Raw genomic sequence first — 12,144 nt, forward strand, 5'->3', positions numbered from 1 at the left:
GTCGCCGGTGTCAAGGGGTCGTGCGCGGGGGTGTGCGTGGGGTCGTGCGCGGGCGTTCAGTCCGCCGTGCGCTCCGCCGTCAGGTAGGCGATCACCATGTCGCCGAGCATGGCGCGGTAGTGGGCGCGCTGCCCCTCGTCGAGCAGGTCGCGGCCGAACAGGGCGCCGAAGGTGTGCCGGTTGGAGACCCGGAAGAAGCAGAACGAGGAGATCATCGCGTGCAGGTCGACGGCGTCGACGTCGGCCGTGAAGAGGCCGGACGCCCGGCCCGACGCCAGGATCCGGCGGATCACGTCGAGGGCGGGGGAGCCGATCCTGCCGAGCTTCTCGGATCCGGCGATGTGGTGCGCCTCGTGGATGTTCTCGATGCTGACCAGGCGGATGAAGTCGGGGTGCTGCTCGTGGTGGTCGAAGGTCAGCTCGGCCAGGCGCCGGATCGCCGCCACGGGGTCGAGGTGGTCGACGTCGAGCTGCTGCTCCGCCTCCCGGATGACTCCGTACGCCCGCTCCAGCACGGCGGTGAACAGCTGCTCCTTGCCCCCGAAGTAGTAGTAGATCATCCGCTTCGTGGTGCGCGTGCGGGCGGCGATCTCGTCGACCCGGGCCCCGTCGTACCCGGCCCGGGCGAACTCCTGCGTGGCGACGTCGAGGATCTCGGCCCGGGTGCGGGCGGCGTCACGGATGCGCTCGCCGGGACGTGCCGGTTCTTCGACGCTGGTCATCAGGTTCCTTCGGGCGGAGGGTCCGGTGCCGGTGATTGTAGAAGCAGGGGCCCGGCCGGCCGGGGGTCTTCCCGAGCCCGAGCTCGGCTGATATAGCTAACGTACTGGTTCGTACATTAGTGAGCCGCTCGGGAGGCGCGCGTGCCCAAGGACTCGTATCTGGCCGGACTGATCGGTTCCGGGATCGGTCCGTCGCTCAGCCCGGCGCTGCACGAGCGGGAGGCCGACCGCCAGGGGCTGCGGATGCTGTACCGGCTCATCGACATCGACCCCCTCGGGGTGCCGCCCGAGGCCGTGGGCGACCTGGTGCGGGCCGCCCGCGACCTGGGGTTCGACGGGCTCAACATCACCCACCCCTGCAAGCAGCTCGTCCTGGACCACCTGGACGCCCTCTCCCCGCAGGCCGAGGCGCTGGGCGCGGTCAACACCGTCGTCTTCGAGGACGGCCGGGCCGTCGGCCACAACACCGACGTCACCGGCTTCGCCGCCTCCTTCGCCCGCGGCCTGCCCGACGCGCCGCTGGACCGGGTCGTGCAGCTCGGCGCGGGCGGCGCGGGCGCGGCCGTCGCGCACGCCCTGCTCACCCTCGGCGCCGGGCGGATCACCGTCGTCGACGCCCTGCCCGACCGGGCCGCGGCCCTCGCCGGCGCCCTGAACCGCGCCTTCGGCGAGGGCCGGGCCGCCGCCGCGTCCCCGGACCGGCAGGCGCGGCTGCTCGCGCGGGCGGACGGCCTGGTCCACGCCACCCCCACCGGCATGGCCGCCCACCCCGGCCTGCCCCTGCCCGCCGCCCTGCTCCACCCGGGGCTGTGGGTCGCCGAGGTGGTCTACCGCCCGCTGGAGACAGAACTGCTGCGCACGGCCCGCGCGCTGGGCTGCGCCACCCTCGACGGCGGCGGGATGGCCGCCTTCCAGGCCGCCGACGCGTTCCGCCTGTTCACCGGGCGGGAACCCGACGCCCCCCGGATGCTGGCGGACCTGACCGAGCTGGCCGGCGCCGTCGGCGCACCCCGCTAGGGCCTGCCGTCTGCGCCGTGATCCGAACGACAGGCACCAGCCCGAAGGGACACCGACGTTGCGTACGTCCATCGCCACTGTCTCCCTCAGCGGATCCCTCACCGAGAAGCTCGACGCCGCCGCCCGGGCCGGTTTCGACGGCGTGGAGATCTTCGAGAACGACCTGCTGGCCAGCCCCCTCACCCCCGAGGAGATCCGGGCCCGCTGCGCCGACCTGGGCCTGAGCATCGACCTGTACCAGCCGATGCGGGACGTCGAGGCCGTGCCCGAGGCCGAGTTCGCCCGCAACCTGCGCCGCGCCCGGCACAAGTTCGAGCTGATGCGCAGGCTCGGCGCCGACACGGTCCTCGTCTGCTCCAGCGTCTCCCCGCACACGGTGGACGACGACGCCCTCGCCGCCGAGCAGCTCAGCCGGCTCGCCGACACCGCCCGCGAGTTCGGCGTCCGCGTGGCCTACGAGGCCCTGGCGTGGGGCCGGCACGTCAGCACCTACGACCACGCCTGGCGCATCGTCGAGACGGCCGGGCACCCGGCGCTCGGCACCTGCCTGGACAGCTTCCACATCCTCTCGCGCGGCTCGGACCCCCGGGGCATCGAGGACATCCCCGGCGAGAAGATCTTCTTCCTCCAGCTCGCCGACGCCCCGCTGCTCGCCATGGACGTCCTGCAGTGGAGCCGCCACTACCGCTGCTTCCCCGGCCAGGGCGGCTTCGACGTGGCGGGCCTGGTACGGCACGTGCTGGCCGCCGGTTACGACGGGCCGCTGTCCCTGGAGGTGTTCAACGACGTGTTCCGGCAGGCCGAGGCCGGACCGACCGCCGTCGACGCCCGGCGCTCCCTGCTGCTCCTGCAGGAGACGGTGGGACGCGCGGCCCTGCCGGAGCCCGTCGTGCCGACCGGGGTCGCCTTCGCCGAGCTGGTCACGCCCGACGCGGAGCCCCTCACCGCCCTGCTGCGGGCCCTGGGCTTCACCCGCACCGCACGGCACCGCGGCAAGCCCGTCGCCCTGTGGGAGCAGGGCGACGCCCGGATCCTCGTCAACACCGGCCCCGCTGTCCGTCGCGACGGCGCCCAGCTCGCCGCGATCGGGCTGGAGTCACCGGACCCGGCCGGGGCGGCCCGCCGGGCCGAGGCGCTGCTCGCACCCGTGCTGCCACGCCGCCGGGCGGCCGAGGACGCCGCGCTGGAGGCGGTCGCCGCCCCGGACGGCACGGAGCTGTTCTTCTGCGCCGGCGACGGGTCCGGACCGCCCGGCTGGCGCGCCGACTTCGAGGACACCGGCCGGCCCGCCACCGGCGGCGGCGTCCGGGGCATCGACCACCTCGCCCTCACCCAGCCCTGGCACCACTTCGACGAGGCGGCCCTGTTCCACCGCGGCGTGCTCGGCCTGGACGCACGCGAGAGCGTGGACGTGGCCGACCCCTACGGGCTGCTGCGCAGCCGGGCCGTCACCAGTGCCGACGGCGGTGTGCGGATCGTCCTGACCGTCGGTGCCGCGCCGACCGACGACACCGTCCACGCGCAGCACATCGCCCTGGCCACCGACGACGTGGTCACCGCGGCCCGCCGCTTCCGCGAGGCCGGTGGCGGCCTGCTGCCGGTCCCCGCCAACTACTACGACGACCTCGCCGCCCGCTTCGAGTTCGCCGAAGGCGAGCTGGAGACCTACCGCGACCTCGGCATCCTCTACGACCGCGACGCCGACGGCGTGTTCCGGCACTGCTACACGCGCACGGTCGGCCGGGTCTTCTTCGAACTGGTCCAGCGCGAGGGCGGCTACCGGGGCTACGGCGCCGCCAACGCGCCGGTGCGGCTGGCGGCACAGCACGCGGTGCGGGGGCTCACTGGCGGCTGACAGTCCGGGTGACGCCGGTGACGACGGTGGTGGCGAGGATCCAGCCGGTGAGGACGAGGGCGTAGGAGAGCCACTGGTACCAGCCGGTGGGGGCGAATGCGCCCTCCTGCCCGAAGGAGATCACCGGCAGGAGCAGGTCGAGGGTGTAGAAGACCGGGTTGAACTCGGGGGCCTCGCCCGGCTTCAGCGGCTCGGGGTGGTGCAGGGCGTAGGCGACGGAGCCCGTCAGCAGCAGTGACACCAGCCAGCCCGCCGCGCGCAGCGGGCGGAAGCCGTAGCCGACGGTGGCGTCCTGCACGCGGCCCCACAGCCTGCCGTACCACGGCAGGGTGGCGCGCCGGCGGCGCTGCTTGGCGAGCTGGACCAGGCGGGCGGCGTCGTCGTCGCCGATCCGGCGGTAGGCCGCGGTCAACTGCTCGTAGGCGTGCGGGACATAGCCCTCGCGGTCCCGCTCCAGCATCGCCAGGCGCCGCTCGGCGGGTTCGTGCGGGGTGAGGGAGGTGTAGACGAGGCTGTCGAGCAGGACCTCCCCGGGCACCACGTCCGGTTCCAGGAACAGCACGTCCACGTGGGCGCGGCGCAGGTTGAGCGCGCCCGACACCGGCGGGCCGCCGCGCAGCCACAGCTCCCCGATCGTGCAACTGCTCGCCCGCAGCGCCGTGTCACCGGGCTGCGCCAGACGGGCGCGGGAGAAGTCCAGCCGTCCCGCGATACGGGCGCCGCGCAGGCCGATCCAGCCGTGCACCTCCGCCTCACGCAACAGGACGTCGCCCTCCACGGTGAGGGTGACCGCGTCGAGCGCGGCCGTGTCCGGCCCGGCGTCCAGCCGCGCCCCGCTCAGGTCGACGCTGCCGGCGGTCGACGCGCCGCTCAGGCGGATCTCCCCGCGGGTGCGCAGTCCCGGCGCGGACAGACCGTCGCCGATGGTGACGTGGTTGAGCTGGAGCGCGGGCTGCCCGGCGGGCGGAGCGCCCACGTCGGCCCCGTCCAGGAACAGCGCCCCGGCGATCTGCGCCCCGCCGAGCCGGACGGGCCCCTCGAACCGGCAGTCGGTCAGCCGCAGGACGCCGTCCACGCGCAGATTCTCGGCCCGCAGTGCGGGCAGGACGGAACCGCGCAGGCTGAGCTGGCGCAGCCGCGCCGCGTACAGCACGGGCGTGTCCTCGAAGAAGCAGTCGCTCAGACGCACGGCGTGGTCGATGTCGGCGTACTGGAGGAGGAGTTCGCCGGTGATCCGCGCCCCTGCCAGCCGGAGCGCGGCCGTCTCCCCGTCCTCCTGCGGGGCGCTCAGCAGCAGGGCCCGCAGCACGGACGCCCGTACGGTCCGGTCGGGTGCCCAGGCGGCGCCTCGTGCCGGGTCGTCGTCCGCGGCGGTGCGGAAGTCCACGCCCTGCCCGCGCGGGAAGGCGCGCCACACCCGCTCCTCGGCGGGCGTCATGTCGTCGATCTGCATCGACGGGGACTCTGGTGGTCCCGGCCGGAGGCTGTCAACTCACCTCCGGCCGGGGCCGGTTACGCCCTGGTGTTCCACTCCGCGATCACGGGCCGGCCGTGCTCGGTCGACAGCCGGCAGACCGTGCCCGTCTCCAGCCGGAACAACCGCCCCTCCGATGGCGGCAGGCCCAGCCGGCGGGCCGTCAGGACGCGGAGGAAGTGGCCGTGCGCCACCAGCGCCACATCGCCCTCGGGCAGCGCCCCGGCCACCCGGGCCAGCACCCGGTCGGCACGCTTGCCGACCTCCTCGGGGGACTCCCCGGGTCCGTCGGGCCCGGGCGGGGCCCCGTCGGTCCACAGGTCCCAGTCGGGACGGGTGCGGTGAATCTCCTCGGTGGTGACGCCCTCGTAGGCGCCGTAGTGCCACTCGTGCAGATCGGGGTCCACCCCGGTCGCCTTCAGCCCCGCGAGCGCGGCGGTGCGCACCGCGCGGGCGAGGGGGCTGGTGAGGACCAGGGCGAAGGGACGGTCCGCCAGGAGCGGGGCCAGTGACCCGGCCTGCTCCTCACCGCGCGGGGTGAGGGGCAGGTCGGTGAAGCTGGTGTGCTGTCCGCTCCGGCTCCACTCCGTCTCGCCGTGGCGGACCAGCAGCAGATCGCCCACGTGCTACGCCTTCTTCGCGGACTCGACGGCGTGGCCGCCGAACTGGTTGCGCAGCGCCGCGATCATCTTCATCTGCGGCGAGTCGTCCTGCCGGGAGGCGAACCGGGAGAACAGGGAAGCGGTGATGGCAGGCAGCGGCACGGAGTTGTCGATCGCCGCCTCCACCGTCCAGCGCCCCTCGCCCGAGTCCTGGGCGTAGCCGCGCAGGTTCTCCAGGTGCTCGTCCTCGTCGAGCGCGTTGACCGCGAGGTCGAGCAGCCACGAGCGGATGACGGTGCCGTCCTGCCAGGAGCGGAACACCTCGCGGACGTTGTCCACGGAGTCCACGGCCTCCAGCAGCTCCCAGCCCTCGGCGTAGGCCTGCATCATGGCGTACTCGATGCCGTTGTGGACCATCTTGGCGAAGTGCCCGGCGCCGACCCGGCCCGCGTGGACGAAGCCGTACGGGCCCTCCGGCTTGAGCGCGTCGAAGATCGGCCGCAGCCGGTCGACGTACTCCTTCTCACCGCCGACCATCAGGGCGTAGCCGTTCTTCAGGCCCCACACGCCGCCGGAGACGCCCGCGTCGACGAAGCCGATGCCGCGCTTGCTCAGCTCCTCGGCGTGCTTCTCGTCGTCCGTCCAGCGGGAGTTGCCGCCGTCGACCACCGTGTCGTACGGCTTGAGGAGGTCCGCCAGACGGTCGATGACGTGCTGGGTGGGATCGCCGGCCGGGACCATGACCCAGACCGTGCGGGGCGCTTCCAGCTCGTTGACCAGGTCGGCGAGGCTGGCGACGTCCGACTTCTCGGGGTCGGTGTCGTAGCCGATGACCGTGTGGCCGGCGTTGCGCAGGCGCTCGCGCATGTTGCCGCCCATCTTGCCGAGACCCACAAGACCGATCTGCATGTCAGTTCACTTCCCGGAGATTGCGGTAGGCGGCCACCAGCGCGGCCGTGGACGGGTCGAGGCCGGGGACGTCGGCGCCCTCGGTCAGGGCGGGCTCGACGCGCTTGGCGAGAACCTTGCCGAGCTCGACGCCCCACTGGTCGAAGGAGTCGATGTTCCACACGGCGCCCTGCACGAACACCTTGTGCTCGTAGAGGGCGACCAGCTGGCCGAGGACCGACGGGGTCAGTTCGGTGGCCAGGATCGTGGTGGTCGGGTGGTTGCCGCGGAAGGTGCGGTGCGGCACCTGCTCCTCGGGCACGCCCTCCGCGCGCACCTCCTCGGCGGTCTTGCCGAAGGCGAGCGCCTGGCCCTGCGCGAACAGGTTGGCCATCAACAGGTCGTGCTGGGCCTTGAGTTCGTCGCTCAGCTCGGCGACCGGCCGGGCGAAGCCGATCAGGTCGGCCGGGATGAGCTTGGTGCCCTGGTGGATCAACTGGTAGTAGGCGTGCTGCCCGTTGGTGCCGGGCGTGCCCCACACCACCGGACCCGTCTGCCACTCCACCGGGTTGCCGTCGCGGTCCACCGACTTGCCGTTGGACTCCATGTCGAGCTGCTGGAGGTAGGCGGTGAACTTGGACAGGTAGTGGCTGTAGGGCAGGACGGCGTGCGACTGGGCGTCGTGGAAGTTGCCGTACCAGATGCCCAGCAGGCCCATGATGAGCGGGGCGTTGGCCTCGGCGGGGGCGTTGCGGAAGTGCTCGTCGACGATGCGGAAGCCGTCGAGCATCTCCCGGAAGCGGTCCGGGCCGATCGCGATCATCAGGGACAGGCCGATCGCGGAGTCGTACGAGTAGCGGCCGCCGACCCAGTCCCAGAACTCGAACATGTTGTCGACGTCGATGCCGAACCCGGCGACCTTCTCGGCGTTGGTCGACAGCGCCACGAAGTGCCGGGCCACCGCCTTCTCGTCGCCGCCGAGCCCCGCCAGCAGCCAGGAGCGCGCCGAGGTCGCGTTGGTGATGGTCTCGATCGTGGTGAACGTCTTGGACGCGACGATGAACAGCGTCTCCGCCGGGTCCAGGTCGCGCACGGCCTCGTGCAGGTCGGATCCGTCCACGTTCGACACGAACCGGAACGTCAGCGAGCGGTCCGTGAAGGCCCGCAGCGCCTCGTAGGCCATCGCGGGACCCAGGTCGGAGCCGCCGATGCCGATGTTGACGACGTTGCGGATGCGCTTGCCGGTGTGGCCCGTCCACTCGCCCGAGCGGACCCGGTCGGCGAAGGCGGCCATCTTGTCGAGCACCGCGTGCACACCCGGGACGACGTTCTCCCCGTCGACCTCGACCACCGCGTCCCGCGGGGCCCGCAGCGCGGTGTGCAGCACGGCCCGGTTCTCGGTGGTGTTGATCCGCTCGCCGCGGAACATGGCGTCCCGCAGCCCGAACACGTCGGTGGCGACGGCCAGCTCCTGCAGCAGGGCCAGCGTCTCGTCGGTGATCAGGTGCTTGGAGTAGTCGATGCGCAGGTCACCGACGCGCACGACGTAGCGTTCGGCGCGGCCCGGGTCCGTCTCGAACAGCTTGCGCAGGTCCGGCTGCGGCAGCGCGTCGGCGCGGTGGTCTTCCAGGGCGGCCCACTCGGGCCGCCGGGTGAGCCGGGGCGAGCCGGCGGGGGAGTCAGACATGAGCGGGGGTCTCCTCGGTTGCCTCGCCGTTCAGGGCGATGGCGTACATCTCGTCCGCGTCGAGGCGCCGCAGCTCCTCGGCGATGAGTTCTGAGGTGGCACGGACCTTCAGCGCGAGGGTCCGGGACGGCTGGCCCGGCAGGCTCAGCGTGGCCAGCGGGCCCTCGGGGCGGTCGATGACGATCTCGCCGTTCGCGGTGCCCAGGCGCACGGCCGTCACGACCGGCCCGGCGGTGACCACGCGGTCCACCCGCACGTGCAGCCGGGCCTCCAGCCAGCGGGCCAGCAGCTCGGCGGCCGGGTTCTCGGCCTCGGCCTCCACGGCCGCCGAGGTCACCTTGGCCCGGGCCTGGTCGAGTGCCGCCGCCAGCATCGAACGCCAGGGCGTCAGCCGGGTCCAGGCCAGGTCGGTGTCGCCGGGCGCGTAGGAGCGGACCCGCCGCTCCAGGGTGCCCAGCGGGTCCTCGACGGCGTACAGGTCGGTGATCCGCCGCTGGGCCAGGGCCCCGAGCGGGTCCTTCGAGGGCACGTCGGGTGCGTCGACGGGCCACCACACCACCACCGGGGCGTCCGGCAGCAGCAGGGGCAGCACGACCGAGTCGGCGTGGTCGGAGACCTCGCCGTAGGTCCGCAGGATCACCGTCTCGCCGGTGCCCGCGTCGGCACCCACCCGGACCTCGGCGTCCAGCCGGGAGGACTGGCGGTCGCGCGGGGTGCGGGCGTGCCGCTTGATGACGACCAGGGTGCGCGAGGGGTGCTCGTGCGAGGCCTCCTCGGCCGCCTTGATCGCGTCGTAGGCGTTCTCCTCGTCCGTGACGATCACCATCGTCAGGACCATGCCCACGGCCGGGGTGCCGATGGCGCGGCGGCCCTGCACCAGCGCCTTGTTGATCTTGCTTGCCGTGGTGTCGGTCAGGTCGATCTTCATGGCCTGCGCCAGCTCCGTCCGTCTCGTGCGAGCATCTCGTCGGCTTCCGCGGGTCCCCAGCTGCCCGAGGCGTACTGCGCGGGCCGGCCGTTCGTGGCCCAGTACCGCTCGATCGGGTCGAGGATCTTCCAGGACTCTTCCACTTCCTGGTGACGGGGGAACAGGTTGGCGTCGCCCAGGAGGACGTCCAGGATCAGCCGTTCGTACGCCTCGGGGCTCGATTCGGTGAAGGACTCGCCGTAGGCGAAGTCCATCGTCACGTCCCGGATCTCCATGGACGTGCCCGGCACCTTGGAGCCGAAGCGGACCGTCATGCCCTCGTCCGGCTGGACGCGGATGACGATCGCGTTGGAGCCGAGCTCCTCGGTCGCCGTGGAGTCGAAGGGGGAGTGCGGGGCCCGCTGGAAGACGACGGCGATCTCCGTCACCCGTCGGCCCAGCCGCTTGCCGGTGCGCAGGTAGAACGGGACACCGGCCCAGCGGCGGTTGTCGACCTGGAGCCGGATCGCGGCGTAGGTGTCGGTCGTGGAGGACGGGTCGATGCCGTCCTCCTCCAGATAGCCGCGCACCTTCGCGCCGCCCTGCCAGGCCGCCGCGTACTGCCCGCGCACGGTGCCCTGCCCCAGGTCCTGCGGCAGCCGCACGGCCTTGAGGACCTTCAGCTTCTCGGTCAGCAGCGAGGGGGCGTCGAAGGCGGCCGGCTCCTCCATCGCGGTGAGCGCCATCAGCTGGAGCAGGTGGTTCTGGATGACGTCACGGGCGGCGCCGATGCCGTCGTAGTAGCCGGCCCGGCCGCCGATGCCGATGTCCTCGGCCATGGTGATCTGCACGTGGTCGACGAACGACCGGTTCCAGATCGGCTCGAACATCTGGTTGGCGAAGCGCAGCGCCAGCAGGTTCTGGACGGTTTCCTTGCCGAGGTAGTGGTCGATGCGGAAGACCTGCTCCGGGTCGAACACGTCGTGCACGATCCGGTTGAGCTCCTCGGCCGACTCCAGGTCGTGCCCGAACGGCTTTTCGATGACCGCGCGGCGCCAGGAGCCCTCCGGGGCGTCGGCCAGCTTGTGCTTCTTCAGCTGCTGGACGACCTTCGGGAAGAACTTCGGCGGCACCGAGAGGTAGAAGGCGTAGTTGCCGCTGGTGCCCCGGGAGGCGTCCAGCTCCTCCACGGCGGAGCGCAGCTGCTTGAACGCCGTGTCGTCGTCGAAGTCGCCGGGGATGAACCGCATGCCCTCGGCGAGCTGCTGCCAGACCTCCTCGCGGAACGGGGTCCGGGCGTGCTCGCGCACCGCGTCGTGCACGACCTGCGCGAAGTCCTGGTCCTCCCAGTCCCGGCGGGCGAAGCCCACCAGCGAGAAGCCCGGTGGCAGCAGGCCGCGGTTGGCCAGGTCGTACACGGCCGGCATCAGCTTCTTGCGGGACAGGTCGCCGGTCACGCCGAAGATGACCAGCCCGGAGGGGCCCGCGATCCTCGGCAGACGGCGGTCGCGCGGGTCCCGCAGCGGGTTGACGAAGTCGGCGTCGCCGCGGTCCGCACCCGCGGCGGCACCCGCCGAGCCACCGTCCGCCGAGCCGCCGTCCCCGGCCTGCTCGCCTCCGGCCGCCTGGTCCGAGCCGCCGTTCCCGGCCTGCTCGCTTCCGGTCGCTTCGGCCGTGCCGGCGTCGCCGGGCTGGTCGCTGTCCGCCGCCCCGGCCGTGCCGTCGACGCCGGTCTGCTCGACCCCGGCCGCCTCCTGGGCCGTCCGGGCCTCCTTGTCCTCCTTGGTCTCCTTCGTCTCCTGCTCGGCCGTCTGGGGGATGCCCTCGCTCATTCCGCGTCAACTCCCTCGCTGTTCAAGGACTTGGTGACCGCGTCCAGCAGGTCCTGCCAGGCCACCTCGAACTTGGCCACTCCCTCGTCCTCCAGTCGCCGCACCACCTCGTCGTACCCGATGCCGAGCCGTTCAACGGCCGCCAGGTCCGCCCGGGCCCGGTCGTACCCGCCGGTGACCGTGTCGCCCCGGACGTCGCCGTGGTCGGCGACGGCGTTCAGCGTGGCCTCCGGCATGGTGTTGACCGTGCCGGGGGCGACCAGTCCGTCCACGTACAGGGTGTCCTTGTAGGCGGGGTCCTTCACACCGGTGGAGGCCCAAAGGGGGCGCTGGCGGTTCGCCCCGGCCTCCTTGAGGGCCTGCCAGCGCGCTCCGGCGAAGACCTCCTCGTACGCCTCGTAGGCGAGCCGCGCGTTGGCCAGGGCCGCCCGGCCCTTCAAGGCGAGGGCCTCGTCCGTGCCCAGCAGCGTCAGCCGCTTGTCGATCTCGGCGTCGACCCGGGAGACGAAGAAGGACGCGACCGAGTGGACGGCCGACAGGTCACGGCCCGCCTCCCGCGCCCGCTCCAGGCCGGCGAGGTAGGCGTCCAGCACCTCGCGGTAGCGCTCCAGGGAGAAGATCAGGGTCACGTTGACACTGATACCCGCCCCGATCACCTCTGTGATCGCGGGCAGGCCGGCCTTCGTCGCCGGGATCTTGATCATCACGTTGGGGCGGTCCACCAGCCAGGCCAGCTGCTTGGCCTCGGCGACGGTCGCCGTCGTGTCGTGCGCCAGGCGGGGGTCGACCTCGATGGAGACCCGGCCGTCCCGGCCGCCGGTCGCCTCGTACACCGGCCGCAGCACGTCGGCGGCGGCCCGGACGTCGGCGGTCGTCATCATCCGCACGGCCTCGTCGACGGTCACGCCGCGCACCGCCAGGTCGGCGAGCTGCTCCTCGTAGCCCTCGCCGGAGCCGATGGCGGCCTGGAAGATCGACGGGTTGGTGGTGACGCCGACGACGCCCTTCGTCCGGACGAGCGCGGCCAGGTCGCCGGACTCGATCCGCCGGCGGGACAGGTCGTCCAGCCAGATCGACACGCCCTCGTCGGACAGGCGCTGCAGTGCTCCCGCGCTCGCGGTTGCTTCGGTCACAGTGATCATCTTCCTTCGTGCGGTCGG

10 protein-coding genes are annotated in these 12,144 nt (G+C 72.6%); 2 read left to right on the forward strand and 8 right to left on the reverse strand.

Going from position 1 to position 12,144, the window contains the following annotated elements:
- Nucleotides 1-56: 56 nt before the first annotated feature.
- On the reverse strand, nt 57-722 hold the full coding sequence (locus CHR28_RS12730) for a TetR/AcrR family transcriptional regulator (RefSeq protein ID WP_094053690.1): 666 nt from the start codon (nt 720-722) through the stop codon (nt 57-59).
- A 141-nt stretch (nt 723-863) separates the two neighbouring features.
- Here CHR28_RS12730 and CHR28_RS12735 point away from each other — a divergent pair, with 141 nt between their 5' ends.
- Together CHR28_RS12735 and CHR28_RS12740 are read left to right on the forward strand one after the other, a co-directional pair.
- Entirely contained in the window at nt 864-1,739 is an 876-nt protein-coding gene (locus tag CHR28_RS12735; protein ID WP_094053691.1) for a shikimate dehydrogenase, read from the forward strand.
- Between the two features lie 58 nt (nt 1,740-1,797).
- Nucleotides 1,798-3,594 (forward strand): bifunctional sugar phosphate isomerase/epimerase/4-hydroxyphenylpyruvate dioxygenase family protein, encoded by a 1,797-nt coding sequence (locus CHR28_RS12740; protein ID WP_094053692.1) that lies wholly within the window; start codon nt 1,798-1,800, stop codon nt 3,592-3,594.
- On the opposite strand, the gene CHR28_RS12745 is transcribed toward CHR28_RS12740, so the two are convergent.
- The 7 genes from CHR28_RS12745 to tal are packed head-to-tail and all read right to left on the reverse strand — an operon-like array spanning nt 3,581 to nt 12,126.
- Nucleotides 3,581-5,047: a membrane-associated oxidoreductase gene (locus CHR28_RS12745; RefSeq protein WP_094053693.1), complete on the reverse strand. Its 1,467-nt coding sequence runs from the start codon at nt 5,045-5,047 to the stop codon at nt 3,581-3,583. The two genes, CHR28_RS12740 and CHR28_RS12745, sit on opposite strands and share 14 nt — an antisense overlap.
- Nucleotides 5,048-5,106: 59 nt before the next feature.
- Nucleotides 5,107-5,691 (reverse strand): histidine phosphatase family protein, encoded by a 585-nt coding sequence (locus CHR28_RS12750; protein ID WP_094053694.1) that lies wholly within the window; start codon nt 5,689-5,691, stop codon nt 5,107-5,109.
- Between the two features lie 3 nt (nt 5,692-5,694).
- Nucleotides 5,695-6,579 carry a phosphogluconate dehydrogenase (NAD(+)-dependent, decarboxylating) gene (gene gnd / locus CHR28_RS12755; protein WP_094053695.1) on the reverse strand — a complete coding sequence of 295 codons (885 nt, stop codon included), beginning with the start codon at nt 6,577-6,579 and terminating at the stop codon, nt 5,695-5,697.
- Between the two features lies 1 nt (nt 6,580).
- Nucleotides 6,581-8,245: a glucose-6-phosphate isomerase gene (gene pgi / locus CHR28_RS12760; RefSeq protein ID WP_094053696.1), complete on the reverse strand. Its 1,665-nt coding sequence runs from the start codon at nt 8,243-8,245 to the stop codon at nt 6,581-6,583.
- Nucleotides 8,238-9,173 (reverse strand): glucose-6-phosphate dehydrogenase assembly protein OpcA, encoded by a 936-nt coding sequence (gene opcA / locus CHR28_RS12765; RefSeq protein ID WP_094053697.1) that lies wholly within the window; start codon nt 9,171-9,173, stop codon nt 8,238-8,240. Before opcA ends, pgi begins: the two co-directional genes overlap by 8 nt.
- On the reverse strand, nt 9,170-10,984 hold the full coding sequence (zwf, locus tag CHR28_RS12770; protein WP_094053698.1) for a glucose-6-phosphate dehydrogenase: 1,815 nt from the start codon (nt 10,982-10,984) through the stop codon (nt 9,170-9,172). The genes opcA and zwf overlap by 4 nt, the downstream gene beginning before the upstream one ends.
- Nucleotides 10,981-12,126: a transaldolase gene (tal, locus tag CHR28_RS12775; RefSeq protein ID WP_094053699.1), complete on the reverse strand. Its 1,146-nt coding sequence runs from the start codon at nt 12,124-12,126 to the stop codon at nt 10,981-10,983. The genes zwf and tal overlap by 4 nt, the downstream gene beginning before the upstream one ends.
- Between the last annotated feature and the right edge of the window lie 18 nt (nt 12,127-12,144).

Origin of the sequence: Streptomyces sp. XY006 (genome assembly GCF_002237655.1) — a bacterium.
Taxonomy (GTDB): Bacteria; Actinomycetota; Actinomycetes; order Streptomycetales; family Streptomycetaceae; genus Streptomyces; species Streptomyces levis.